28 protein-coding genes and 1 tRNA gene are annotated in these 24,941 nt (G+C 67.7%); 13 read left to right on the forward strand and 16 right to left on the reverse strand.

The genetic code is table 11. The features are described 5' to 3' along the window. Positions 1-48: 48 nt before the first annotated feature. Complete coding sequence (gene dksA / locus VEC57_07690; GenBank protein ID HYB99006.1) at positions 49-429, reverse strand: RNA polymerase-binding protein DksA; 381 nt, start codon at positions 427-429, stop codon at positions 49-51. Between the two features lie 125 nt (positions 430-554). On the opposite strand from dksA, the gene larC reads away from it, so the two are divergent. After that, the gene (gene larC, locus VEC57_07695) at positions 555-1,733 is read left to right on the forward strand and encodes a nickel pincer cofactor biosynthesis protein LarC (protein HYB99007.1); all 1,179 of its coding nucleotides are present in this window, start codon (positions 555-557) and stop codon (positions 1,731-1,733) included. A 45-nt stretch (positions 1,734-1,778) separates the two neighbouring features. On the opposite strand, the gene VEC57_07700 is transcribed toward larC, so the two are convergent. Continuing rightward, positions 1,779-2,195 (reverse strand): DUF4345 domain-containing protein, encoded by a 417-nt coding sequence (locus tag VEC57_07700; GenBank protein ID HYB99008.1) that lies wholly within the window; start codon positions 2,193-2,195, stop codon positions 1,779-1,781. A 50-nt stretch (positions 2,196-2,245) separates the two neighbouring features. Between VEC57_07700 and VEC57_07705 the strand changes: the two genes are divergently transcribed. Both VEC57_07705 and VEC57_07710 read left to right on the forward strand, forming a co-directional pair. Continuing rightward, on the forward strand, positions 2,246-2,662 hold the full coding sequence (locus VEC57_07705; protein HYB99009.1) for a hypothetical protein: 417 nt from the start codon (positions 2,246-2,248) through the stop codon (positions 2,660-2,662). A gap of 203 nt (positions 2,663-2,865) precedes the next feature. Beyond that, positions 2,866-3,660 carry a MopE-related protein gene (locus tag VEC57_07710; GenBank protein HYB99010.1) on the forward strand — a complete coding sequence of 265 codons (795 nt, stop codon included), beginning with the start codon at positions 2,866-2,868 and terminating at the stop codon, positions 3,658-3,660. Between the two features lie 27 nt (positions 3,661-3,687). Here the strand turns inward: VEC57_07710 and VEC57_07715 are convergent, their stop codons facing one another. The 5 genes from VEC57_07715 to bioF form a co-directional block, all read right to left on the reverse strand. Next, complete coding sequence (locus VEC57_07715) at positions 3,688-4,509, reverse strand: neutral zinc metallopeptidase (GenBank protein HYB99011.1); 822 nt, start codon at positions 4,507-4,509, stop codon at positions 3,688-3,690. A 200-nt stretch (positions 4,510-4,709) separates the two neighbouring features. Continuing rightward, positions 4,710-5,483 (reverse strand): hypothetical protein, encoded by a 774-nt coding sequence (locus tag VEC57_07720; protein ID HYB99012.1) that lies wholly within the window; start codon positions 5,481-5,483, stop codon positions 4,710-4,712. Positions 5,484-5,492: 9 nt separating this feature from the next. Then, the gene (gene bioD / locus VEC57_07725) at positions 5,493-6,224 is read right to left on the reverse strand and encodes a dethiobiotin synthase (GenBank protein ID HYB99013.1); all 732 of its coding nucleotides are present in this window, start codon (positions 6,222-6,224) and stop codon (positions 5,493-5,495) included. Next, positions 6,221-7,603 carry an adenosylmethionine--8-amino-7-oxononanoate transaminase gene (gene bioA / locus VEC57_07730; GenBank protein HYB99014.1) on the reverse strand — a complete coding sequence of 461 codons (1,383 nt, stop codon included), beginning with the start codon at positions 7,601-7,603 and terminating at the stop codon, positions 6,221-6,223. Before bioA ends, bioD begins: the two co-directional genes overlap by 4 nt. Next, positions 7,600-8,892 carry an 8-amino-7-oxononanoate synthase gene (gene bioF, locus VEC57_07735; protein ID HYB99015.1) on the reverse strand — a complete coding sequence of 431 codons (1,293 nt, stop codon included), beginning with the start codon at positions 8,890-8,892 and terminating at the stop codon, positions 7,600-7,602. Before bioF ends, bioA begins: the two co-directional genes overlap by 4 nt. 168 nt (positions 8,893-9,060) lie before the next feature. On the opposite strand from bioF, the gene radA reads away from it, so the two are divergent. After that, a complete protein-coding gene (gene radA, locus VEC57_07740) occupies positions 9,061-10,452 on the forward strand; it encodes a DNA repair protein RadA (GenBank protein HYB99016.1) in 1,392 nt (463 codons plus the stop codon). A gap of 47 nt (positions 10,453-10,499) precedes the next feature. Here radA and VEC57_07745 read toward each other — a convergent pair whose 3' ends face one another. From VEC57_07745 to VEC57_07760, 4 genes are all read right to left on the reverse strand, one after another. Then, the gene (locus tag VEC57_07745; protein HYB99017.1) at positions 10,500-12,440 is read right to left on the reverse strand and encodes a SurA N-terminal domain-containing protein; all 1,941 of its coding nucleotides are present in this window, start codon (positions 12,438-12,440) and stop codon (positions 10,500-10,502) included. Between the two features lie 162 nt (positions 12,441-12,602). Beyond that, entirely contained in the window at positions 12,603-12,929 is a 327-nt protein-coding gene (trxA, locus tag VEC57_07750; GenBank protein ID HYB99018.1) for a thioredoxin, read from the reverse strand. A gap of 32 nt (positions 12,930-12,961) precedes the next feature. Then, positions 12,962-13,047 (reverse strand) — tRNA-Leu (locus VEC57_07755). A gap of 82 nt (positions 13,048-13,129) precedes the next feature. Next, the gene (locus VEC57_07760) at positions 13,130-13,813 is read right to left on the reverse strand and encodes a HEAT repeat domain-containing protein (protein HYB99019.1); all 684 of its coding nucleotides are present in this window, start codon (positions 13,811-13,813) and stop codon (positions 13,130-13,132) included. Positions 13,814-14,071: 258 nt separating this feature from the next. Here VEC57_07760 and VEC57_07765 point away from each other — a divergent pair, with 258 nt between their 5' ends. The 7 genes from VEC57_07765 (at position 14,072) to VEC57_07795 (ending at position 18,938) form a co-directional block, all read left to right on the forward strand. After that, a complete protein-coding gene (locus tag VEC57_07765) occupies positions 14,072-15,799 on the forward strand; it encodes a cbb3-type cytochrome c oxidase subunit I (GenBank protein ID HYB99020.1) in 1,728 nt (575 codons plus the stop codon). Positions 15,800-15,820: 21 nt separating this feature from the next. Continuing rightward, the gene (locus tag VEC57_07770; GenBank protein HYB99021.1) at positions 15,821-16,411 is read left to right on the forward strand and encodes a cytochrome c oxidase subunit 3; all 591 of its coding nucleotides are present in this window, start codon (positions 15,821-15,823) and stop codon (positions 16,409-16,411) included. A gap of 9 nt (positions 16,412-16,420) precedes the next feature. Next, positions 16,421-16,861: a cytochrome C oxidase subunit IV family protein gene (locus VEC57_07775; protein ID HYB99022.1), complete on the forward strand. Its 441-nt coding sequence runs from the start codon at positions 16,421-16,423 to the stop codon at positions 16,859-16,861. Positions 16,862-16,864: 3 nt separating this feature from the next. Further along, on the forward strand, positions 16,865-17,071 hold the full coding sequence (locus VEC57_07780; protein ID HYB99023.1) for a hypothetical protein: 207 nt from the start codon (positions 16,865-16,867) through the stop codon (positions 17,069-17,071). A 23-nt stretch (positions 17,072-17,094) separates the two neighbouring features. Next, a complete protein-coding gene (locus tag VEC57_07785; protein ID HYB99024.1) occupies positions 17,095-17,313 on the forward strand; it encodes a hypothetical protein in 219 nt (72 codons plus the stop codon). Then, the gene (locus tag VEC57_07790) at positions 17,306-18,091 is read left to right on the forward strand and encodes a cytochrome c oxidase subunit II (protein ID HYB99025.1); all 786 of its coding nucleotides are present in this window, start codon (positions 17,306-17,308) and stop codon (positions 18,089-18,091) included. Before VEC57_07785 ends, VEC57_07790 begins: the two co-directional genes overlap by 8 nt. A gap of 298 nt (positions 18,092-18,389) precedes the next feature. After that, positions 18,390-18,938 (forward strand): NMD3-related protein, encoded by a 549-nt coding sequence (locus VEC57_07795; GenBank protein ID HYB99026.1) that lies wholly within the window; start codon positions 18,390-18,392, stop codon positions 18,936-18,938. Positions 18,939-19,049: 111 nt separating this feature from the next. Here the strand turns inward: VEC57_07795 and VEC57_07800 are convergent, their stop codons facing one another. Then, positions 19,050-20,189, reverse strand: coding sequence for a hypothetical protein (locus VEC57_07800; GenBank protein HYB99027.1), 1,140 nt, complete (start codon positions 20,187-20,189; stop codon positions 19,050-19,052). A gap of 108 nt (positions 20,190-20,297) precedes the next feature. After that, on the reverse strand, positions 20,298-21,029 hold the full coding sequence (locus VEC57_07805) for a hypothetical protein (protein HYB99028.1): 732 nt from the start codon (positions 21,027-21,029) through the stop codon (positions 20,298-20,300). A gap of 214 nt (positions 21,030-21,243) precedes the next feature. On the opposite strand from VEC57_07805, the gene VEC57_07810 reads away from it, so the two are divergent. Next, on the forward strand, positions 21,244-22,068 hold the full coding sequence (locus VEC57_07810) for a c-type cytochrome (GenBank protein HYB99029.1): 825 nt from the start codon (positions 21,244-21,246) through the stop codon (positions 22,066-22,068). On the opposite strand, the gene VEC57_07815 is transcribed toward VEC57_07810, so the two are convergent. Continuing rightward, complete coding sequence (locus VEC57_07815; protein ID HYB99030.1) at positions 22,065-23,318, reverse strand: hypothetical protein; 1,254 nt, start codon at positions 23,316-23,318, stop codon at positions 22,065-22,067. The two genes, VEC57_07810 and VEC57_07815, sit on opposite strands and share 4 nt — an antisense overlap. 85 nt (positions 23,319-23,403) lie before the next feature. After that, complete coding sequence (locus VEC57_07820; protein HYB99031.1) at positions 23,404-23,964, reverse strand: hypothetical protein; 561 nt, start codon at positions 23,962-23,964, stop codon at positions 23,404-23,406. 185 nt (positions 23,965-24,149) lie between these two features. Here VEC57_07820 and VEC57_07825 point away from each other — a divergent pair, with 185 nt between their 5' ends. Continuing rightward, positions 24,150-24,515: a hypothetical protein gene (locus VEC57_07825; GenBank protein HYB99032.1), complete on the forward strand. Its 366-nt coding sequence runs from the start codon at positions 24,150-24,152 to the stop codon at positions 24,513-24,515. A gap of 8 nt (positions 24,516-24,523) precedes the next feature. Here VEC57_07825 and VEC57_07830 read toward each other — a convergent pair whose 3' ends face one another. Then, positions 24,524-24,826: a hypothetical protein gene (locus VEC57_07830; protein HYB99033.1), complete on the reverse strand. Its 303-nt coding sequence runs from the start codon at positions 24,824-24,826 to the stop codon at positions 24,524-24,526. Positions 24,827-24,941 lie beyond the last annotated feature (115 nt).

A 24,941-nucleotide genomic window follows, 5' to 3' on the forward strand; every position in this document is an offset into this window, starting at 1 on the left:
TCCGACCGCCGTCGCACGGGAAATGTCGCCGCGCGCCCGACGCGCCGTCTAGAGCCGGTTGGCCCGCAACTCGTCGGCCTCCTGTTTTGCCTTACACTCGATGCAAAGGGTAGTCACCGGGCGGGCCTTGAGGCGGCCGACGGTGATCATCTCGCCGCACTCGTCGCACTCGCCGAAGGTGCCGTCCTGAAGCCGTGCCAGCGCTTCGTCGATCTTGTCCATCAGCTTGCGCTTGCGGTCGCCGATGCGCAGGTCGCGCGTGGAGTCGCTTTCCCAGGCGGCACGATCGGCGGGGTCGGCGAAAGTCTCGCTGGTATCTCCCATGCGAGTGACGGCCTTGCCGGCCTCTTCCAGGAGCTGAGTTCTCTGTGCCAGCAGGATGCGCCGGAACGCTTCCAGTTGCTCTTCGGTGTATTGAAACCGGCCCATGCTCACCAATGACCCCGGTTGGGCTTTACGAAACGCGGAATGGTAGCATCGCCTAATAGGGGAGTAAAGAAAGCTTTCTGTCCGCAAGCTCCTGAGACCTGGCCTCTGCGCTCTGCGAGGACGACATGAAAACAGCCTATTTCGAGGCCAGTTCGGGCATCGCCGGCGACATGACGGTGGCCGCTCTCCTGGATGCCGGCGGTCTTGACGTGTCCGACCTGCGCCACGCTCTGGCCGCCCTTCCGGTGGACGGCTACTCCGTCGACGCGAGCAGAGTCGGGGTCGCCGGCGTGCCCGCGCTGCACTTCCATGTCGCGCTCGAGCACGCCCGTCAGCCGCACCGCCACTGGTCCGACATCAGCCGCATGCTGGATGACGCGCGTGGCGCCGGCATCTCGGCCGGCACGCACGAGCGCGCCATGGCGATCTTTGAACGCCTCGCCCGCGCCGAGGCGGAAGTTCATCGGGTCGACATCGACCACGTCCACTTTCACGAGGTCGGCGCCGTCGACTCCATCGTCGACATCGTCGGTGCGGCCTGGTGTCTGGATGCGCTGGCCGTCGAGGCATGCTTCGTCGGCAGCATCGCCGCGGGCTCCGGATACGTCGACACCGAGCACGGCCGCCTGCCAGTGCCGGCTCCGGCCACTGCCGTGCTGCTGCGCGGCTTCGACGTGATCCTCGGCGACGGCAGAGGCGAGCTCGTCACGCCCACGGGCGCGGCGATCCTTGCGGCAATGGCAAGGCCCTTCCGTCCGATCTTCCAGCTGCGCGCCAGCGGCGCCGGCGCCGGCACCAGGCGGCTCGAGGACAGGCCCAACGTGCTGCGCGTCTTCCTCGGCGAAGCCGACGAGCGCAGCGAAGAGTCGCTGGTGATGCTCGAGGCCGAGATCGACGACATGACGCCCGCGGCGCTGGCCCACGCCTGCGAGGCGCTGCGAGCGCAGGGCGCCCGCGACGTGACGCTGCTTCCGGTGCAGATGAAGAAGGGCCGCCTGGGCATGCGTCTGGCCGTGTTGTGCGACCTCGCGCTCATGGACGCGCTCGCGCGCCAGATCCTGACCGCGACGAGCACGCTCGGCATTCGCTACCGCGCGGTGCCTCGGCAGATCGTGCCGCGGCGGATCGACATCGTCGAAACCGAGTACGGGCCGATTGCGGTCAAGATCGCAGTGCGTCCCGATGGGAGCGAGACGGCCGAGCCCGAATTCGAGGACGTGGCACGAGCGTCGCTGCACATGCGCGCGACATTCGCCGACGTGCGAGCGGCCGCGCTGGCCGCGGCGAGACGAGGGCGCGGGTAGCAGACTCGGCGCGGGCCGAGGCAAGTGCCGGCGTGAAGGCGCCGCCTAGCCTTGCGCCTCACGCTCGCGAAGCGCGAGCACGCCGGCCACGGCCGCGACCAGCTCCGCTGCGCCGGCACCGACGAGCGCCGGCTCCGGAACGCCATCGAGAGCGATGCTGAGGATTCGCGCCGACGCCATGCACGCAAAGACGACGGTCTGCAGGATCAGCCCCGCCCGCAGCCATTGCGGTCGGCGCAGGGACTGGACGAGCAGGATCGCGATGGCCAGCTCCGCGCCGCCGTACATCGCCCGGATGTCGTTGTACGCATTCCCATCCAGCGGCTCCGCGTGGATGAGCTCGAGCAGCGTAGCGGGCGCGGCCAGGGAGAACAGGCCGAAAGCGCCGAAAGCCAGCGCGCCCAGCGCCACGAGGATGCGCTGGATTCTCATGCGACCGACGGTGACCGACCCCTGCCGCATTCTCAAGCGTGCCATCGAGCGCCGCCGCCGCTCGAGTGCAGCGCCGGGGCGTGAAGCCGCGGTATTTCTGCTGGCGCGCCGTCCCCGGCAAACTGCGCCTCGTGCAAGGCCACGTCTGGATCGAGCCGGTCGGCGAGCTGATCATCGCCCGCATGCGCGGCGAGCCCACCGCCGAGCTGCTGCGCCAGTGCCAGGAGCAGGTTCTTCAGCTCGTGCGCGATTCGGACATGGGCAAGGTCCTGTACGATGCGCTCGAGATGCAGGCGCCGCCGGTGGACGTCCCGTGGGTGCAGCGCGAGCTGGATGCCAATCTCGGCGACGTCAAGCTGCGGCGGGCGATCGTGGTTCCCAACAGCAAGCTGGCCTATCTGGCGCGTCTGGCGTTCGGCGAGGGCGACTACCGCGTCTTCTACAACGACATGGTCGCGGCCGTGAAGTGGCTGACCGAGCCAGCGGCGGCCGAGTAGGGCCACAACGCCGTTGTCGTCCACCGCTGCATGAGATGCCGCGCATGACACACCCGTCCGGTCCCAGGTGCGACGGCACCGTCATGAAGCGCCGGCCGGATGACCGCTCCCGGGCGGTTTGACCACAAGTTGCCCGCCGCATAGATGCGGCGCCTGCCGCGGCGCGATTTGCGCGGCGCAACATCGCACTGGGGGAAGTTTCGATGACCGTTTCCCGTTCCTGCCCGCCGGCGGCCGTCGCTGCCGTGCTCGCTCTGGCCTGCTTTGCAATCGCGGTGCCGTCGGCCGCTGCCGACGAGTCGCTGCTCTGCCACAAGGTCAAGGATGGCCAGAAGTTCAAGGGAGCCGTGGTGGACATCGCTGCCGCAAGCGCGTCCTTCTCGGTCCCCGCCGGCTGCAGCATCGTCGGCAAGGCCGCCGACTTCTGCACGGCGGCATCGGTCACCATCGTTTCCACCGACGCCAGTGGCGGCGCTTCCGTCGCCGACCCGCAGGGCCTCTCCGGCAACGATTACGTCTGCTACAAACTCAAGTGCTCGGGAGAAGCACCGGCCGCGGGCGAGGTCGAGGACCCCTTCGGCGCTCGGGCCATGGAGTTCAAGACGCCCGGCAAGCTGTGCGTGCCGGCCCTCGCCGTGTCTGCCACCACGACGACGGATACGACCACGACCACGGAAGCGCCGACGACCACCACGACAGTCACGACGACGACGACCACGACCACGATCCCGTGCCCGGGCGGAACGCCGTCCGCCGAGGTCTGCAACAACGTCGATGACAACTGCAACGGCACCGTCGACGATGGCTTGTACCGCACCTGCTACACGGGGCCGTCAGGAACGGCAGGCGTCGGCGCGTGTCGCACCGGACAGCAGACGTGCAGCGCCGGGAGCTGGGGCTCGAGCTGCCCGAACGAGGTCACGCCAAAGGCCGAATCGTGCAACGGCACCGACGACGATTGCGACGGGAGCGTCGACGAGCAGCTGGTCTGCCCCTGAGGTCGGCAACGACGCCGCCGGCGTACGTCACCGCGCGCTGGCAAACGTATCGCAGGCCTCGGGCGTGCCGGCGCGGTAGCCGCGGTGGAACCACTCCGAGCGCTGCTTCGATGTCCCGTGCGTGAAGGAGTCGGGCGAGATGCGGCCCTGGGTGACGCGATCGTCGCCAACCGCCGCGGCCGCCTGCAGCCCTTCCTCGACGTCGCCCTTCTCCAGGATCTGGCGCTGCTCGGTCGAGCTTGCCCACACTCCGGCGTAGCAGTCGGCCTGCAGCTCCATCCGCACCGATAGCTCGTTGGCGCTTCCCGGCTGCACCTGCTGCGCGCGCCGCACCTTCGCGGAGGTTCCGAGCAGCGTCTGCACGTGGTGGCCGATCTCGTGCGCGAGCACGTAGGCCTGCGCGAAGTCGCCGGGCGCTCCGAAGCGCTCCTTCAGCTCGCGGTAGAAGCCGAGGTCGATGTAGATCTTCTGGTCGCTCGGGCAGTAGAACGGTCCCGTGGCCGCCTGCGCGTAGCCGCAAGCCGAGCGAACGGCGTCGCGGAACAGCACCAGGTGCGCCGGCTCGTAGCCTCGCACCATCTGCGACCAGGTCTGCTGCGCGTCATCGAGCACGAAGGAGACGAACTGCACCAGCGGCTCTTCCTCGTCGTGCACCGGCGCCTCTCCTTCCTGCATCGTCGGCGTCATCGTTTCGACGGCGCTGTAGAGCGAGAGGAAGTCCTGTCCGAAGACCAGGCTGAGCACCAGAAGAATCAGAGTGCCGCCCACGCCGAGGCCGGCGCCGCCGGCCACGCGCATGCCGCGGCGGTCTTCGAGGTAGCGGCTTCGGCCGCCGGGTGTCCATCGCATGACCGTTCCTCCGTGATCGAATGTCGGCGCGAGTGAGGACCGCCAGCCGCTGCGTCGTCCGCGCCGGCGTCGCCTCCGTGGATGCCTCGCCTCCGGTGAAGACGAGTGCCGCGGCGATCGGCTTCGATTTCAGTCCGCTGACGAGGCCGGCGTGTCGCTGCTTGGACCCTCGAAGGTGTCTGTCGATGAGATGCCGGGGCTCAGGTCAGGCGATGGCGCTGGCGCCACAAGAGCACCGCGGCGCCGCTGGAGACGCCGATGGCCGTCAGCAGGTAGGGAAGGGCGAAGAGCAGCGGCGTGTCGGCACCTTCAGGCTTGCGAACGTTCCACAGCGCCAGGTTCAGCGCTACGTAGATGGCGTAAGCGATGCCCATGCCGACCGCGGCGCGGCGGCCGGTCCAGATGGCCAGCGCATAGGCGGCCAGGAACGCGGAGAAGAACAGCGCGGCAGCGACGTTGGCGGTGCCCGAGAGGCGCTCGCCGAGCAGAACGAACCCGACGGTCTCCGTGTACGCGAAGGGCTTGAGCAGGTTCGACAGCGCCATCAGCGCGAACAGCAGCGCGAACGCTCGCAGCACCGTCTGCGCGGCAGGCTCGCCGGTGCCCACTTCGCGCTGCACCATCGCAGCGACGGCTCCCCACGATCCCGCAAGAGCGACAACGATGTAGGCGATGCCGGCCGCGTGCAGCTCGGCGCCGGCGGCGGGCCCGCGCAGCGCGAACAGAAACAGGTTCGCGCTGACGAAGCCGGCATACGCCAGCCCCATCGCCAGCGCGCGTGCCTGCGCGTTCCACAGCGATGAGGCATACGCGCCGAGGAAGGCGGCAAAGCTCCACGCCGCCAGGAAATTGGGCGCTCCCGTCAGGCGCCGGCCCAGGAAGACGAAGCCTTCACCGCGGATCAGCTCGAAGGGCTTGAGCAGGTTGGAGAGGGCGAGCAGCGCAAAGGCGACGGCAAAGGCGCGCAGCAGCATGAGGCTCCTCTAGCACGGCGGCGCGGCCACTTCGCGCGAGCAGCGCACGATCGTCTCCAGGTCCAGATGCTCGCGTGCCAGCCGTGCCAGCTCGGCCGGCGCGGCATCGGCCACGGCCGGGAAGGCGCCGAGCGGACGCGCGCGGCTGACCGCCCGCAGCACATCGCCGTTGGTACGCGCTGCCAGAGAGTCGTCGGTGATGCCGGGAAGCTCATTCATCACATAGCCAGCCACGGCGATGCCGGCCGCCTGCGCCGCCTCCAGCGTCAGCAGCGCGTGGTTGATGCAGCCCAGGCGCGAGCCGACCACGCACAGCAGCGGCAGGCCCAGCTCACGGGCGAGGTCGCGGTACGAGTACCGGGCCGTGATCGGAACCAGCAGCCCGCCGGCGCTCTCCACCAGCGTGAAGTCTGCGCTCGAAGCCATGCGGGCGAAGTCCTGCGTCAGCCGCGCAGGATCGATCGTCACGTTCTCGGCCTGCGCGGCCACCAGCGGCGCTGCCGGCTCGAGCAGCAGATAGCTGACGACGTCCTCGGCGCTCTGGCCGCCGCCGGCGGCGCTCGCCAGCTTCTGGCAATCCTCTCCGATGCGGCGTCCATCGCGCACGCTGCAGCCGGTCTCCACCGGCTTGTAGACGGCGACGCGCATCCCGCGCTCGCGCAGCGCCGCCGCGATGGCGCAGGTCACCACGGTCTTGCCGACGCCCGTATCGGTGCCGGTGATGAAGAGACCTCGCATCATGCGGTGGCCCGGGCCACCGCGCGTGCCACGGTGGCGACGAGCTTCTCCAGCAGCGAGTCGGGCAGCGTCAGCGGCGGCATCAGCACCATCGTGTCGCCCAGCGGACGCACGGCCACGCCCTCTTCGCGCGCGAGCAGCACGGCGCGGTGCGCGCGGCGCTCGTCGCTGTCGAAGCGGACGGCCCGCTCGACGTCGCGCCAGAGGTCGAAGCCGACCATGAGGCCGACCTGCCGCACCGGCCCGGCATGCGGAAGCGGCGCGATGTGCTCGTCGAGCAATGCACGCAGCATCTCGGCGCCGTGCCGCGCCCTGGCCAGCACATCCTCGCGCTCGAACACTTCGAGGCTGGCGATGGCGGCCGCGCAGCCGAGCGGATTGCCGCCGAAGGTGTGACCGTGGAAGAGCGCGCGGAAATCGGAGTAGCGGCCGGTGAAAGCCTGGTAGATTCGCTCGGTCGACAACGTCGCCGCCACCGGCAGGTAGCCTGCCGACAGTCCCTTGGCCACGCACAGGATGTCCGGGCAGACCGCGGCCTGCTCGATCGCGAACATGGTGCCGGTGCGGCCAAAGCCGGTGGCGACCTCATCGCACACCAGAAGGCAGCCGGCGCCGTCGCACAGCTCGCGCACGCCGGCGAGGAACGAGCGCGGCTGCGGCCAGATACCTGCCGCGCCCTGCACCAGCGGCTCGATGACCACCGCAGCGACGCGCTCGCCTTCGGCGGCCAGCAGCGCCGTCAGGCGCTGGAGGCTTTCGCGCGCGGCCTCCTCCAGCGCAGCCGGCGTGCACGCGCCGATGCCGGCAACCGGCGCACAAAGAAACGGCGGATCGAACTTGTCGACGCGGAACGTGATCGGCTCGTAGCCGCGGTGAAAGGGCTCGGAGAAGCCGAGGCTGACCGAGCCGATGGTGTCGCCGTGGTAGGCCTCGGTCAGCGTCACGAAGCGCGTGCGCTGCGGCTGCCCGACCTGCCGCCAGTACTGGAACGCCATGCGCAGCGCGACCTCGACCGCGGTGGAGCCGGAGTCGGAGAAGAAGACTCGCGTCAGTTGCTCCGGCGTCAGCTCGACCAGGCGGCGTGCCAGCTCGATGGCCGGCACGTGGCTGAGGCCGAGCAGCGTCGAGTGCTGCACGCGATCGATCTGGTCCTTGAGCGCCGCGACGATGTGCGGATGGCCGTGCCCGTGCACGTTGCACCACAGCGAGGAGACGCCGTCGAGGTAGCGCTTGCCGTCGACGTCGATGAGGAAGAAGCCCTCGGCGCGCTCGACGATGATCGGCTCGTAGCTGCCCCACTCGCTGGCCTGCGTGAAGGGATGCCACAGGAAACGCCGGTCGTCGTCGCGCAGGCGCTCGCGGCGGGACTGCTCGGCGCTCATCGCCCCGTGCCTCCGAGCACCTCGACCAGCGCGCGGAACGCATTCTCGATCTGCTCGTCGGTGTGCGTGGCCATCAGGCTCAGCCGAAGGCGCGAAGTCCCCGGCGGCACGGTGGGCGGACGAATGGCGGCGACATAGAAGCCGCGCTGCAGGAGCGCGTCGGCGGCGGCAACGGTGCGCGAGGCATCGCCGATGAGGATCGGCAGGATCTGGCTGTCCAGGTTGGACACGTCCAGTCCCGCCTCGCGCAGGCGCAGCCCGAGCTGGCGTGCACGCGTCCGAAGCTGTGCGGCGCGCTGCGGCTCCTGCTCGATGACGTCGAGCGCGGCATCGGCCGCCGCCGCGCACGACGGCGGCAGACCCGTCGTGAAGATGAAGGAGCGCGAGCGGTTGAGGAGGTGATCGATGAGCCGGCGCGAGCCGGCCACGTAGGCGCCGAAGCTGCCGAGCGCCTTTCCGAGCGTGCCCATCTGCACGTCCACGCTCGCGGTCAGGCCGAGCTCGGCCACCACGCCCGCGCCGCGCGGGCCGAACACGCCGGCGCCGTGCGCCTCGTCCACCATCACCCATGCCTCATGATCGCGCGCAGCATCGACGATCTCGCGCAGCGGCGCGATGTCGCCGTCCATCGAGAACACCGACTCGGTGACGACCAGCACGCGCCGCGCCCCCGCGCACTGCGCGAGCACGTGCCGCAGATCCTCGACGTCGGCGTGGCGGTAGATGGCCACGCGCGCGCGAGAGAGGCGGCAGCCGTCGATGATGCTGGCGTGGTTGAGCTCGTCGCTGACGACGACATCCTCGCTGCCGAGGAGCGCGGTCAGGACGCCGATGTTGGCCTGATAGCCGGTCGAGTAGACGAGCGCAGCCTCGGTGCGCTTCCACAACGCGATGCTTTCCTCGAGCCGCGCGTGCGCCTCCATGTGGCCGGAGATCAGGCGCGAGGAGACGGCGCTGGCGCCGTGGGCGCGAGTCTCGGCGGCGGCCGCGGCGAGCACCGCCGGATGATCGGCCAGGCCGAGGTAATTGTTCGAGCACAGCAGCACGACCCGGCGGCCGTCGATCTCGACGACCGGCCCCTGCGCGCCGGCGATGCGCCGCAGGCGCCGGCGCAGTCCGCGCGCGTCGATGGCGGCCAGCTCGCCGGCGAGGACCTCGTCGAGCGAGGGCCGTCGCGCGTCGGCCGTGTCCGGCTCCGCGGCCGTGTTGGCGGCGGGTGACGCGGCGGGTGACGCGGCGAGCGCGCCTGCCGTCGAGCGGAGCGAGGAGGAAGATGATGGGCGTGTCATGGCGCCGGCCGCAGGGGTCGCGCTAGCTAAGGACGTGAGCACGAGTAGTCAACCGCGACGTCCGGCGCGGGTTTACTTCCGAGGCGCCGCGGCAGGCCGCGATCGCCGCGTCTCTGCGCACGTCTGCGCCGTTTCCTCGGCGTGGCGGCGGTGATGTAGAGGGCGCCGATGGCCACGCGCTCCAAGCCCACCACCACCTTCGTCTGCCAGGACTGCGGCCACCGCCAGAGCCGCTGGGCCGGGCAGTGCCCGGCATGCAAAGCGTGGAACCGCATCGTGGAGGAGGCGGAGCGGCCGGTCAGTGCGCCTCGCCGGCGCGCCGGAGACGTCGTCGACCTGACCTCGGCGGCCGCGGCGATGCCGCTGGCGGAGATCCCGGCCGAGGCCGGCGCCGAGCGCATGGTCACCGGCATCGGGGAGCTCGATCGCGTTCTCGGCGGCGGGATCGTGCCGGGGTCGGCGGTGCTGGTGGGCGGCGATCCGGGCGTAGGCAAATCGACGCTGGCCATTCAGCTGGCGGCCGGCCTGGCTGCGCGCGGCGAGGTCGTTCTCTACGTCAGCGGCGAGGAGGCGGCGGCGCAGGTCCGCCGCCGCGGCGAGCGCCTGGACCTGCCGATGGACGGCATCCTCGCCATCACCGCCACCGACGTCGATGCGATCTTGCGCGCGATGAAGGCCACGCGCGCGGCGGCGGTGATCGTCGATTCGGTGCAGACGGTGTTCACGGCGCGGGTGGAATCGGCGCCGGGGTCGGTCGCGCAGCTGCGCGAGGCGACGGCCGAGCTGATCACGGCGGCGCGCGCGCTGCCGTCGGCGCTGTGGCTGATCGGCCACGTCACCAAGGAAGGCGTCGTTGCCGGTCCGCGAGTGCTCGAGCACATGGTCGACACCGTCCTCTACTTCGAGGGCGAGCAGCGCGGCGCGTTCCGCATCCTGCGCGCGGTCAAGAACCGCTTCGGCCCCACCGGCGAGATCGGCGTGTTCGAGATGCACGGCAACGGTCTGGTCGAGGTCAGCAATCCCTCCGAGGCGCTGGGCGGGCGCATCGGGCGCGAGGCGGCAGGCTCAGTCATCTCCGCGTGCATCGAGGGAACCCGGCCGATGCTGGTCGAGATCCAGGCGCTCGTGCCGACCTCGACTCCGGCCATGGCCCGCCGCACCAGCCTCGGCATCGACTCGTCACGCGTGGCGATGCTGGCGGCGGTGCTCGACAAGCACGTGGGCCTGGAGCTGCTCGGCAAGGACATCTTCGTCAACACGGCCGGCGGCATTCGCATCGATGATCCGGGCGTGGACCTGGCGGTGGTGGCGGCGCTGGCCTCGAGCTTCGTCACGCGCGCGGTGCCCGCGCGCACGCTGGTGCTCGGCGAGGTCGGACTGACCGGAGAGGTGCGGCCGGTGGCGCAGGTTCGTGCGCGCCTTCGCGAGGCGGCGCGGCTCGGCTTCACCCGCGTCGTGCTGAGCGCGCAGGAACGCGAGCGCGCAAGAGAGACAGGCGTGGAAGTCCTGGAAGTCGATACCGTACGGCAAGCCTGGGCGGTTCTTGGGGGCAGGTCCTGAACGCGCGGCTTTCGCAAGACCGTAAGTTCAGGACCTGACGCCGTTCGTCACTGCGCGATGGGAGTGTTCTCTCCGAGGATCGGGCGCAACGCAGCGACGTTGTACGTGATCTCCGCCTTCTCCTTGAGCTGGCGGATGAACTCGTCGAGCGCCTCCTGCTCGCGCTTGGCACGCAGTTCCTCGATCTGCTCGTCCTTGACGGTGTCGAACTCGGAGCGCTCGGCTTCGGTGACGCTGTCGCGCGCGAAGACGTAGGCCTTCGGGCCGACGGCGAACGTGCGAGGCAGGAGCTCGCCGTCCTCCTTGGTCGCGAACGCCACCTCGCCCAGGCCCGGAACGGCGCCGAGCGTGCCGTAGGTGCGAGCGGTCTCGGCAAACGGCTCGCTTTTTTTGACCTCGAGCCCGTCCTTCTCCGCAAGCTGCTGCAGCGTCATGCCGGCCTTGGCCGACTCGAGCAGCTCGTCGGCACGCTTTCGCGCCAGCTCGTTGGCCTTGTCCTGCTTGTAGTCGGCTTCGACCTGCTCGCGCACGTCGGCCAGCTCGGGCAGGTAGCTCTCCTTCCGCTCGGCCAGCGCGATCAGGTAGTAGTTCTCTCCAACCTTGACCGGCGGCGCATGCTTGCCGACTTCCTGCAGCGACAGCGCCGCCTGGGCGAACGCCGGCGAGGGGCCGATGCCGGGAATGATGTCGTCCTGATCGAACAGCGGCGTCTCCTCGATCTTCAGCCCGCGCTCCTGCGCGATGGTCTCGAGCGTTGCGCCCTCGTCGAGCGCGGCGGCATCGGCGGCCGAGTCTTCGAACACCTTGTCGATGGCGTTCTGGCGGCCGAGCGTCTTGACGATCTCCTCGCGCACCTCTTCCAGAGGCGCCACGCCCGCTTCTCGCTTGTCGTAGACCTGGATGATGTGAAAGCCGAAGTTGGTCTCGACGATGCCGCTGATCTTGCCCTTCTCCAGCTCAAAGGCGGCGGCGTCGAAGGGCGGAACCATGCGTCCGCGGCCGAACCAGCCCAGGTCGCCGCCGGTAGGCGCGCTGCCTTCGTCCTCGGATTCGGCCTTGGCCACGGTCGCGAAGTCCTCACCGGCGGCCAGGCGCAGGGCGATCGCGTCGATGGCCTCGCGCGCCGCCTTCTTGGCGGCCTCGTCGGCGCCGGCCGGGACCTTCTTGAGGATGTGCCGCGCGGCGACCTGTTCGGGCCGCGTGAACTGCGCCGTTTTGTTGAGATCGTAGTACTGCTGGATTTCCTCTTCGGTGGCGCCGCCCTTGGCCGCGTAGTCGTCGACCTTGTAGGCGATGTACTTGACGCGGACCGTTTCGGGTCGCCGGTACTGCTCCTTGCGCTCCTCGAACCACGGCGCCAGCTCCTCGTCCTTGACGAGGATGCGGTCGAGGAAGTGCGCGGCATCGATCTCGATGTAGCTCAGCGTCATCTTGCGGTTGTCGCGCTGGTACTCGAGCCACGCGTCCTCTTCGGTGGCGTGCGCGCCGCGGCGGATGATGTCGGCCACCTGCGCGCTGAGGAGGTCGCGCCGCACCGTCTCCTCGAACACCGCCGGAGACAGGCCCTGGCGGCTGAGCGTCTCGCGGTAGGCGGTCGGCGAGAAGCCGCCTCCGCCCTGCTGGAAGGAGCGGCGGATGGTGTCGCGCACCGCTTCGTCGGGAACGGTGAGATCGAGCCGGGCTGCCTCGGCGCGAAGCGCCGCCGAGTCCACGAGCTGGCGCAGCGTCATGCCGGGAATGTCCAGCGCCTTCATCATCTGCTCGTTGAGCTGGCCGCCGAACTGCTGGCGGAAGTAGTTCTCCTGCCGTCGCAGCGCGAGCTGGTACTCGTTCATCGTGATCTCGACGTCGTCCACCTCGGCGACGGCGTTGGGGCTGCCACCGATCATGCTCCCGCCGCCCATGAAGAAGATGAAGGTCAGGACGATGATGCCGAGAGCGATCTTGATGCCCGTCGAGCGGGCGTTGCGGCGCATGAAGTCGAGCATTGTTCTTCGAGGTTCCTGTGTGCGGGTGTCAGGCCGCCATGGCCTGCGTCGGCTGCCGCCGGCGGCCGCGGTCGGCGGCGCGCGAGGCGGCGGCCCGGCGGGGATGGTCAGCGCTCGCGGCCGTTCGTGCGGCGAGCTTCTGCCATCCCCGCGTTTCGAGGATCAGGCGCCTGCGCCGTCCAGGGCCTGCTGCAGTTTGGCCTTCGGGACCGCGCCGATGATCTGATCGGCGACCTGGCCATTCTTGAAGAGGATCAGGTTGGGCACGCTGCGGACGCCGAAACGCGTGGCCGCGGCCTGATGATCGTCGACGTTGATCTTGTAGATCTTGGCGCGGCCCTGGTAGTCGCCGGCGAGCTCCTCGAGCACCGGAGCGATGGCACGGCAGGGGCCGCACCAGGGCGCCCAGAAGTCTACCAGTACCGGGACGTCGGACTTGAGCACTTCCTGCTCGAAGGTGGCGTCGGTGATCTCTTTGACGTTGCCCATCGCATCTCTCCTGAAGCCCGCAGGCCTTTCTTTGGTGCCGGAGGTCGGACTCGAACCGACACGGAGTTGCCTCCACCGGATTTTGAGTCCGGCGTGTCTGCCATTTCACCACTCCGGCAGCTACGGACTTACCTAACTAATGCCGGCCGGCCGCGGTGTCTATCCCGGCGCCGAACGGGGGCGGAGCGGCGAAAACGCTTCTAACGGCTCTTCTTTTCGGGCTGCCTGGCCAGCTTTCGCTCGAGCTCGAGCATGGTCGGCTCTTCGAACTTGGGTGCGTTGCGCTTGGTGTCGATCTTGACCAGCGCGTCGTTGGCCAGCCGTTCCATGTCGGGGCTGGGCCGCGTCCTGCGCAGCTCCTCGACGCCGTCGCGGACGCTGGCGTCGCCGATTTCGCCGAGCGCGTAGACGGCGTGGCAGGCCAGTTCCTGGTCGGCCACGGTTCTCGCGTAGTTCAGGAGGCGGGCGCTGGTGGTGGGATCGGGAATGCGGCTGAGTGCCGTCAGGACCCGCAGCTTCTCCTCGCGGCCGGTGTCGCTGAGGAAGAGGAGCTGCATGAGGGCCGGCGTGGCCTCCTTCGCCTTCATCAGCCCCAGGTAGTCGATGGCCTTGATGCGGATGCGGATGTCGCTGTCGGCGGTGGCCTCGATCAAAGGACGAATGCCTTCCTCGCCGCCCTTGGTACCGAGCGAATCGACGGCCTCCAGGCGCGTCTTGACGTCGGTTTCTTCGGTCAGGCGCCGCTTCCATTCCTCGACGTTGGCGCCCTTGGCCACGCGGTCGTAACGCTTCACCGCCGGATGATCGGTGAACTGGGCACCGGCGCTGGTAGCGGTCAAAAGGACGGAGGCAAGCACGGCGGCCTGCCCTGGCGAAAGCTTCATTTTCATCGATTCAGCCCACCGGTTGCGGTCGGGCTGAAGGTATCCGCTATCGCTGCTGCTGCAAGCCGGCCGCTTTGCGGACGGTGCTAACGCGTAGCGTCACTCCACCCATGCGCGTGGCGGCGGCGTTGCCGTGCAGGCAGCCGCGCGTCGAGTGTTTCGAATTTGTGCTGCGGAATTTTGACCAACGGTGGCCGGTTCCATAAAAGTGCCCGCAAACCGGCTCTCCAAACTGACTTCGGGGAAGGACTCAAGCTGATGTCCGAGACACACCACCACCCAGAGCTCCCGTTCTGGCGCAAGTACATCTTCTCCGTCGACCACAAGGTCATTGGAATCCAGTACGGGATCACGGCTCTGTTCTTCCTGTTCTTCGGGTTCTGTCTGATCATGCTGCTGCGCTGGCAGCTGGCTTTCCCGGGCCAGGCTCTTCCTCTGATCGGCGGCTGGTTCAGCGACGCGACGATGCCGGGCGGCGTGATGCTGCCGGAGTTCTACAACCAGCTCGGTGCGATGCACGGAACGATCATGGTGTTCCTCGGCGTCGTTCCGCTCGCCGTCGGCGGCTTCGGCAACTATGTCGTGCCGCTTCAGGTGGGCGCGCCGGACATGGCCTTCCCCAAGCTGAACATGGCCAGCTACTGGTCGTTCTTCGTCGGCGGCGTGGTGATGCTGCTGAGCTTCTTCATTCCCGAAGGCGGCGCCGCGCAGTCCGGATGGACGTCGTATCCGCCGCTGGCCAGCATCGCGCCCGAAGGCCAGACCTGGTGGCTGGTCGGCATGCTGTTCCTGATCTTCTCGTCGCTGCTCGGCTCGGTGAACTTCATCGTCACCATCATGCATCTGCGCGCGCCGGGGCTGACGATGATGCGCCTGCCCTTCTTCGTGTGGGCGCAGCTGGTCACGAGCTTCCTGCTGCTGCTGGCGTTCCCGCCGCTGCAGGCCGCGGCCACGCTGCAGTTCATGGATCGCGTCTTCGGCACCAGCTTCTTCCTGCCCACCGGCCTGGTGGTCGGTGGCAGCGCGGCCGACATCGCCGGCGGCGGCAATCCGCTGCTCTACCAGCACCTGTTCTGGTTCCTGGCCCACCCCGAGGTCTACGTCCTGATCCTTCCGGCCATGGGCATCGTCGGCGAGGTGATCGCCAACAACATCCGCAAGCCGCTGTGGGGCTACCGCTCGCTGGTCTACTCGCTGATCTTCCTCGGCTTCATGTCGTTCATCGTCTGGGCGCACCACATGTTCCAGACCGGCATGGGCACGGCGATGAGCATCTTCTTCCAGACCACGACGATGATCATCTCGATTCCCTCCGTCATCATCCTGACGGCGCTGATCATCTCGCTGTGGGGCGGCTCGATCCGCTTCACGGTCCCGATGCTGTTCGCCCTGGCCTTCCTGCCGATGTTCGGCATCGGCGGCCTGACCGGCCTGCCGCTCGGACTGGCCTCGCCCGACATCCACCTGCACGACACGTTCTACGTCATCGGCCACTTCCACTACGTGGTCGCGCCGGGAACGCTCTTCGCCCTGTTCGCCGGCATCTACTACTGGTTCCCCAAGGCCACCGGCAGGATGATGAACCAGACGCTGGGCAAGGCGCATTTCTGGACCTCGCTGGTGTTCATCAACATCGTCTTCATGCCGATGTTCTGGCAGGGCATGGCGGGACTGTCGCGCCGCCTCTACGATCCGACCTTCTACGCGCACGGCGCGGCGGTGCAGGACCTCAACGTGCTGATCTCCTATGGCGCGTGGGGGCTGGGGCTGGCGCAGCTCATCTTCATCTACAACTTCTTCGCCAGTATCTTCGCCGGCGAGCGGGTCACCAACGACAATCCCTGGGAGGCCACGACGCTGGAATGGGCCGCGCCCACGCCGCCGCCGCACGGCAACTTCGCGCACGCGCCGGCGGTCTATCGCGGCCCCTACGAGTACAGCGTCCCCGGCGCCGCCGCCGACTACATTCCGCAGTTCGACAAATAGGAGAGCGGCTCAATGTCTTCGATGGAAATCGCCCATATCACCGAGCCGCATCCGGACACCGGGCTGGTCAATTCCAAGCTGGGAGTGTGGCTGTTCCTGGCCTCGGAGGTGATGCTGTTCGGGGCGCTGTTCTCGTCGCTGATCCTGCTGCGGATCAGCTCGCTGGAGTGGCCTCACGGCACCGAGTACCTGAACGTCCCGCTGGCCACGCTCAACACGATGGTGCTGATCACGTCGTCGGTCACGGCGGTGATGGCGTGGGCTTCGCTCAAGGTGAACGACTGGGCCAAGCACCGCATGTACCTGGCCGCGACGCTGCTGTGCGGCTTCGGGTTCATGATCATCAAGTACATCGAGTACACGAGCAAGTTCGAGCACGGCTACTACCCGAACACGAACAACTTCCTCGGCATCTACTTCACGATGACGGGGCTGCACGCGATCCACGTGCTCGGCGGCATGGTCGTAATGGCCTACTTCCTCGGACCCGGCGCCAGGCTGTGGCAGCACAACCGCGAGCAGTTCACGGATCGCATCGAGGGCTTCGGTCTGTACTGGCACTTCGTCGACCTCGTGTGGATCTTCCTGTTCCCCACGCTGTACCTGCTCTAGGAGACATCGATGAGCCACGACGCGCATTTCGATCTGTCCGCGCACGTCCGAAAGTACGTGGCGGTGTTCGGCTCGCTGGCCGTTCTCACGGTCGTCACCGTGGCGATCTCCTACCTGCACCTGTCGCCGGCGGCGGCGGTGACGCTGGCGCTGGCCGTGGCACTGACCAAGGGTGCGCTGGTGGCGGCGGTGTTCATGCACCTGATCGACGAGGTGCGGATCATCTATCAGGTGCTGCTGCTGACCGTGGTCTTCTTCGTGGCGCTGATGGCACTGCCGACCTCCTGGCACGAGGATCTGATGACCGTGAAGCCGGTGTGGACGCAGGAAGTCCCGGTGCGCAAGACTGCCGGTGGCCACGGCGGCCACGGCGAGGGCGCCGCAGCGCACGATGCGGGCACGCAGGCGGCGCATGCCGAGCCGGCACCGGCGCAGGGGGCCGCGCACTGAAGAATGGGCCTCAAGGTCTTTCACGTCTTCTTCATCGGCGTCTCGGCGCTGATGTGCCTGGCATTGGCCGTCTGGCGCGCCTCGGTCTTCTCCGACGAGGGCGGCACGATCGTGCTGATGCAGGCGCTGGCATGCGGTCTGGCCGCCGTGGGTCTGGTGGTGTACGGCGTTAGCTTCCTGCGCAAGGCAAGGCATCTGAGCAATCTATGAACGCGATACGATCGTTTCTGGCCATGGCGCTCGTGGCGGCCGCGCCCTCGGCGGCGACCGCGTGCGCCGTCTGTTTCGGCGATCCGAACTCGCCGCTGAGCAAGGGCGCCGACGCCGGCGTGCTCTTCCTGCTCGGCGTGGTCGTGGTGGTGCTGGCGATGTTCGCCAGCCTGTTCCTGTACTGGATGCGCCGCATGCGCATGAATGAACTCAGCATGGAAGGGATGACCGACAATGGATGACAAGGGCTACTACGGCTGGTGGCTGCCGATCGACATCTCCGTGGAGGGCCCGCGCATCGACGGAATGATCGACCTGCTTCACTGGTTCATGCTCGTGCTGTTCCTGGGCTGGGGCACGTTCTTCGTCTACACGCTGTGGCGCTTCCGCGCGGGCGCCAACCCGCGCGCCGATTACAAGGGCGTGCAGGCGCACTTCTCGACGTGGCTGGAGGCAGGTATCGCAGCCTTCGAAGTCTTCCTGCTGGTGGGCCTGTCGATCCCGCTGTGGGCGGACGTCAAGGGCGAGGTGCCGGCCGAGAAGGATGCCGACGTGGTCATGCGCGTGGTGGCCGAGCAGTTCGCGTGGAACGTGCACTATCCGGGCGAGGACGGCATCTTCGGCCGCACCGACGTGAACCTGGTCAGCCAGTCCAACCCTCTGGGCATCGATTCGAAGGACGAGGCGGCCAAGGACGACATCGCCACGATCAATCAGATGCACTTTCCGGTGGGCAAGAAGATTCTCGTCTACCTGACATCGAAGGACGTCATCCACTCGTTCATGCTCAACGTCATGCGCGTCAAGCAGGACGCCATCCCGGGCATGACCATACCGGTGTGGTTCGAGGCCAAGCAGACCGGCGAATTCGAGATCTCGTGCGCGCAGCTTTGCGGGCTCGGCCACTACCGCATGAAGGGCTTCTTCACCGTCCACGACGAGAACGGCTACAAGAGCTGGCTCGGCGAGCAGGCCAAGGTCGGCGCTTCCGGCGGCGGTGGCGGCGGCGGGTACTACTGAGCGGCGTCTCGGCCGGCAGATGGCTGGCGCGGCGGCTCGTCGTCGCGCGGAGTTGAGGGGTCGGGCACGACAGGGTGCCGGCCCCTTTTCTTTTCGCAGCGCGGCAGAGGTCGTCGCACCGAGGTGAGCGCGCCGACCCCTTGCTCGCACGCCTGCGCGAGTGCGCGCGTCGCCGCGATGTCGCCCACCTCTGCGTCGTTTTCGTGCCCCTGATGCATCGCCTTCGCCACCGAATGCCGCCTCCGCCTTGTCGGCTGCGGAGTCGCATGCTTACGAATCGACCGGGAGGTTTTTCTCTATGAAGACCGGATCGATGAACAAGCTTGCCAGCAAGGCCTCGAAAGCTTCGAGCAGGATCCGAACCCCGCGCGACCGCAGAGGCGTTCGCTCCGACAAACCCATCACCATCCCCAATCAAGGCATCACCTACGCGGATCCGACCGTGTGCGACGGCTGCGGCGCGATGTACACGCGCAAGTCGTGGCGCAAGGATCATCCGATCACCCACTCGATGCTCGAGCAGGTCGAGTGGGCCAAATGTCCGGCGTGCCGGCAGAAGAGTCAGGAGATCGCGTACGGGCGCGTCGTCATTCGCGGCGAGTTTCCGGCCGGGCGCATGAGCGCGATCCAGCGCAGAATCCGCAACGTCGAGGAACGCGCGGCGCACACGCAGCCCGAGCACAGCATCGTTTCGCTCGATAAGGTCGACGGCGGGCTGGACGTGTTCACCACGTCGCAGCAGCTCGCGCATCGCATCGTCAACGAGCTCAAAAAGGCGTTCGGCGGGCGCGCGATGTACCGATGGTCGGATGCGGACGGTGCGCTGTACGCGAAGTGGAACTGCTGAGGCGCCGCGCCGGGGAGCCGTGAGCAAAAAAAGGCGCCGTCTTCGCAGGGAAGACGGCGCCGCCAGCGAAGCGGGTCAGGCGCATGCGTGCCTGACCCGCTCTTCTCTGTGTCAGTTGAACGGCGCGCCGTCGGCAATCCAGGCGCGGATGCGGTCGCGAGTGCTCTGGGACAGAGGGGAGCTCAAGAGCGGCATCTGTCCGTCGACGCATTCCGGCGATGATTCGTCGAGCACATGCATCAGGAAACTCGTGGCGGGGTTTCCGGGTACGACTCGCAAGGTGTAGCTCGGCGCGCCACACTCTTCGGGTGCGTTGACCAGCTCCCCGTAGTTGGCCGCCGGCGTGCCGCCGAGGTTCAGGCCGCCCTGGTTGCTGGCGGCATTGTGGCATGCCGGCGTCGCGCAGCTGGTCGTGAACAGGCTGTTGATCTCCGTCCAGGTGAACGCGCCAACCGGCTCCTCGCCGTACATGTACAGGTAGAGCATCTCGCCGGTCGTCTCGGCCTCGTCCATTACGCAGTCTGCAAGGCCGCTCAACGACGAATCATTGCAGCTATCGACGTCGGAGAGCTCGCCGACTGGCTGACACGCCACCGTGATCGCGTCCTCGCCCTTCTGCCGCGTCACGTTGATGACGTCGTCGGAGGTGCCGGCGCAGGCCGCGGTGTCCTCGCCGCCGGCCTTGTCCGACAGGTTCTGGCACTTGGTGCGCACCTTCATGACCGTGTTGAGCAGCTTGCCGTGCACCTTGCCGATGGTGGAATGGCACTTGGCCTCGATGCCGCCCATCGGAACCGTGGGCGTGCCCATGACGGCATCCACCGAAGCGAACGTCTCGGTTCGGATGGAGCAGATCAGGCACTCGGCGACGTCATCGAAGTCGTTGATGGCCGGCACCGTGCCGTCGCAGGGAGCGGGGCAGGAGTCGAAGCCGACGTCGGCCGGAGCCAGGCCGAGACACGCATCCTTGGCACCGCCGACCGACGCGCGCAGCGCGTCCTCGGTCTTCGCCACCAGCTGCTTCGTGTCGGCAGCGTCGATGCTGCTGCAGTCGGTGCTCGGTACCTTGGTGTCGCGCGTCTTGTGGCAGGCCAGCAGGGCCTTGTCGATCGTGGACTCGAGCTTGAGCCCGACCTTGGCGATGGTCGCGCGGCACTTCAGCTCTTCGGGGCTGAAGGCCGCGTCGGCGGCGCCGACGTTGCCGAGAATGACCGAGGCGGCCAGCGCCGCGCCCATCGTTGAAACTTTCATGCAGTTCTCCTCCTCCTGAATGTTCGCGAGCCGCCTCGAGGGGCGGCTCGCGAAAGGTCGTGCGGCGTGCCGCGCCCGGATCATGCGCCGGCGCGGCCGCCTTTGTCGCTAGTTTTTCGGAGCGCCTCCGGCAATCCAAGCCCGGATGCCGTCGATGACCTCCTGGCTCAGCGGCACCGACAGCATGGGCATGGTGCAGCTGCCCACGTCGGCTTTGCAGTCGCCTGTTCCCTCGAGCTTGCGGATGAGGAAGCTGGCGTCCGGGTCGCCCGGAATCACGCGCTTCTCGTACGCCGTCGGGACACATCCGGGGCCGGTGTAGTCACCCGAGCATTCGTTGGCAGCCTTGCAGACCACGCACTCGGAGTCGGCGTTGACCGTCTCCTCGTATCCGTCGTCGTAATCGTCGAGGTCGGACATCCCGCCCTGGTTGCCGCCCTGGGTGTGGCAAACCGGTCCGGCGCAGCTCTGTTCGAAGATCGACTGGATCTGCGTCCAGGTCAGGGCCGGCGGCAGGGTCGTCGTCGACGAGCTGGTGGTGGTCGTCGTGGTCGTCTGCGGCGGGCAGCTGAGCGTGATGCCGGCCTGGCCGACGGCGAACTTCAGGATTCGCAGCGCGTCGCCCGCGTTGATCTTGCCGTTGCTGTCGACGTCGCAGACCCACGGATCGCAGGTCAGTGCGCCGACGCCGGCTCGCAGCGTGAAGAGGGCGTCGCTGGTGTTGGGCTTTTCGCCCGTGCTCTGCGGCTGCCCGCAGTCTCCCTTGGCGGCAAGTGCGGCGCCGCCAGCACACAGGGTCAGGGCGAGCGCGGCAGTGCTCGCGGCCAGAAAATTCTTCATTGCGGTCTTTGGTCCTCCCCAGAACCAGGCATTACAGCCATCACGGCTGGTAATGCGTCATGCGCGGCAATATAAGCAACAATATGCAGTTGCGCGGTAAACAAGTACCATCGGCCTGCACTCGTGTCTATGCGCAAAATGGTGGGGAACACGCCTGTTTTGGCATTCTTGGCCGCCCGCCACGCTGACGGGCGGGCTTCCGGATCGTCTGGCTATGCTCAAGTCTCGTCCCTGGCTCGTGCCGGCGCTGCTCGTCCTCATCATCCTGGCGCAGCAGGCCTATCTGATGGCTCCGACCCTGCAGCGATGGATCTTTCCGCCGCCGGCGGAAAAGGCGCTCGAAGGCGTCCGGCTGGTGCAGGATCTGGCCTGCTTTGCCTGCCACGGGGCCGAGGGCGGCGGTGGCATCATCAACCCCGGCGCGGCGGCAGGAAAGAAGGTCGTGCCGGCGCTGTCGGGCGGCGAGATCATGATGTGGGCAGACAACGAGGAGGAGATCCGCCAGTGGATCATGAACGGCCGGCCCGATGACGAGGAGCCCGAGACTCGCTCGGGCGTCAGCGCAGGGCAGGGCACGGGGCGGGCGCTGGTCATGCCCGCCTACAAGGACCATCTGAACGAAGACGAGCTCGACAGCCTGATGCTCTACATCAAGGCGATCTCGGGCCTGCAGTTCCCCGAGGAAGGTAAGACGCGCGCCGGCTTCGAGCTTGCCCACGAGCTCGGCTGCTTCCGCTGCCACGGCCCGATGGGCGTGGGTGGCGTCGCCAATCCCGGCTCGCTCAAGGGCTACGTGCCGGGCTTTACCGGTGAGGACTACGCCGAGCTCGTGCAGAGCCCGGCCGAAGCCGCGCAGTGGATCCGCGACGGCGTCACCGAGCGCTTCAAGAACAACCCGCTCGCCTACCGAATCCTCGAGCGTCAGGCCATCAAGATGCCGGCCTACGGACCGTACCTGAGCGACGGACAGATCGACTCGCTGGTGGCCGTCGTCGACTGGCTGAACAAGGGGCAGTGGCGCGAAATGCCCGTGCCTTAGAAGAACAGATGCCCTTCCAGCGTCAGCGTGTCTTGGTTCGTTTGCGGCTCGTCCTCGGGGCCGTTGTAGACGCGGTAGAAGAGGCGCAGCTGCAGGAAGCGGTCGAGGAAGGGCTCGAGGCCGATGGAGACGCGGTTGCGAACGTCGGCGCCGTCGCTGTTGTTGGGGTCGTGCCAGTCGAAGGCCCCCTTGACGTTGAGCCAGTCGAAGAGAAGGTAATTGGCTTCGACGTAGGCGATCCAGGCATCGTTGTCGTCGACGAACGACGGCCGCGTGTCCGTCACCGCTTCCTCCGAATCGATCAGGCTTCCCTGTAGCGCCACGGTCAGGTCGCCGATCGAGAAGCCGCCGTACAGCGCGTACGTGTAGGAATCGAGGTGCAGCGTGTCGGGACGTGGATCCTCCGGCAGCCGCGCCGCCGGCTTGAACGTGCTCTCGGCGCGCACGAACGACGCTCCGAGAAGCGCGCCGTTGAAGGGCCCGAACTTGTCCCACATGTACATGCCGTTGATCAGCGCGACGAAATTGAACTTGTTGCCGCCTTCGCTTGCCGACAGGTTCCAGTTCCATCCCAGCGCGCTGCGACCGATCTCGACGCCGTTGAGCGTGCGGCTGAAGTTGAAGCCGGTGGCGCTGTTGACGAACGCGAAGTCGTCCTCGAAGCGCAGCCCGAAGCCGGGGAAGAAGCGTCCCGCCTTGATGTAGGTGTCCCAAGGCAGGATCTTCTCGAGCAGAGCGAACCCCTCGTTGTTGGAGGCGCCGCCGGGCGCCACACGCTCGTCGACGTACAGCGAGAGGATCTCCGGAATCAGCCGCAGGTGCGCGTAGATGGTGCCCTGCGCCAGATCGAAGTCGTTGCGGTCCAGCGGCCTGAACGCGGTGTTGTTCTCGACGTGGCCGTTGTTGTCGTCCTTCTGGAACGTCAGCGTCTCGGTGAGCCGGAAATCGGCGCCGACCGAGAAGTAGTCGTTGATGTTGGGTGAGAACCAGCTCTCATGCGCCGGAAGGATGCCTTTGCCGTCGTTGGGCAGGCGCAGGATCTGCGCGGCGTGCATCTCGGCGGTGACGTTGCGCATGCCGCCGCCGGTCTTGTTGGTGTGACAGTCACCGCAGGTGAAGCCCTCGCGCAGGGCCATGTACGGCTCTGCCTGCGCGGTGGCCGCCGCGGTCAGGATGACGCTGGCAGCGGCCACCGCCGCCGACAACCACTTCCGTCCTCGTCCACCGCTCGATGTCTGCAGACCCGACATACGCCACCTCCTCCGTCTACCGCCCATGGCGGTACCGGAATCGTTGTGGCGGCGCGGGCAGCCCCAAGCAATCGGGGCCTGTGAGTTATTCCTGCGTCGAGGAGGTGGTCGACGACGAGGAGGTCGGCCCCTCGCTGACGGTGCTCGAACGGTCGCTGCGTGCACTCATGGGCGAGTCTGCGCTGCCCGCCGCCGCGGCCGCGGGAGGCGGCTGCGCGCCGCCTTCGATCCAGCTTCGGATCAGCGCGATCTGCTCGGCGGTGAGCGGCGGCAGGAGCTGCGGCATCAGCGTGCCGCACGGCTCGGGACCGTCGCCGACCTTGTGCAGGAGGTAGCTGCTGTCGGGGTCGCCGGGGACGACGCGGGTCAGCCCGGCACACTCCGAGACGACACCGACGAGCTGGCCGTGCGAGATCGCCGCCGAGGAGAGGTCGAGGTTGCCCTGGCGCGAGGCCGTGTTGTGGCAGCCCGAGAAGGCGCAGGTCGGCGTGAAGATCTGGTTCTGGACTTCCTCGATGCTGGCGAAGCCTGGGTTCGTGGTCGTCGTGGTGGCCGGACCCGGCCCCGAGCCTTCGCCAGCGCACCCCGACAACCAGACGCCCGCGCCCATGGCCAGCGACGCCAGCATGATCGATCCCCGTTTCATTCGGATGGTCCCCCGTCCGCCCTCAGCAGCCGGCGGCGCGCAGCGCATAGCAAAAGTACGCTTGCAGTGCATCACGGCCGCGGTGCGAGCGAGCCGAGATATCCACTTTCGATGCAGCGGCGCTGTGGTATCTATCGTGGCCACGGCGCGGCTCGCGCCGCTTCGAGCTACGGGGAGGATCGTTGATGCGCTATTCGTTCGCGCTTCGTTTGGTCATGGCATCGGCTCTGGTGATGGCGGCCGCGCCCGCGGCGCGCGCCGCGGACACCGTCGAAGGCGAGATCCTGGACATGGCCTGCTGGATCGGTCGCTCGGCCAAGGGTCCGTCGCACACCCGCTGCGCCCAGACCTGCGCCGAGCACGGGATGCCGCTGGGAATCCTCAGCAAGTCCGACAGCAAGGTCTATCTGCTCTACCCCAAGCACGGCGCCGAGGAGGCCTTCGAGGACGTCAAGAAGCTGGCCGGCGTCAATGCCAAGCTGACGGGAAAGCTTCAGGAAAAGGACGGCCTGTTCGGAATGGAAGTTCATTCCGCCGCCAAGGCGGATTGAGGCTCCGCCTACCGCGCCGGTCCGAGCTCCGGACAGTCGGCCAGGCAGTACTTGGCGTGAGCGTAGCATTCGTCGGTGCAGTCGGCGGATGCGTGGGGGCACATGTCGACGCAGGCCATGTGCTTGACCGAGCATGAGTCGTAGCAGTTGCGGCCGGCGGGGCCGGTGGGCCGCAGGTCGCGCAGGCCCGGCATCTCCGCCGTTTCCTTGGCCGCCGAGCATCCCGACATAGAGAGGATGAGGGCGGCGGCGACGGCCAGTCGCGGCAGCGCCCGCAGTGCTCGCGGCTCTCCCTTCCGTTGCAGCCCCATATTCCGTGACCCTCCCCCCAAACAATCGTTTGCCCGAGTTCGGCTTCGCGTCTATGGGCTAGGGGATAGGGCGTTTCAACCGGCTGGATGAGGGGGCCGGAGGAGACGTCACGCA

It is taken from the genome of Candidatus Limnocylindrales bacterium, assembly GCA_035626395.1.
In the GTDB taxonomy this organism is placed as follows: Bacteria; Desulfobacterota; Binatia; order UBA1149; family CAITLU01; genus DASPNH01.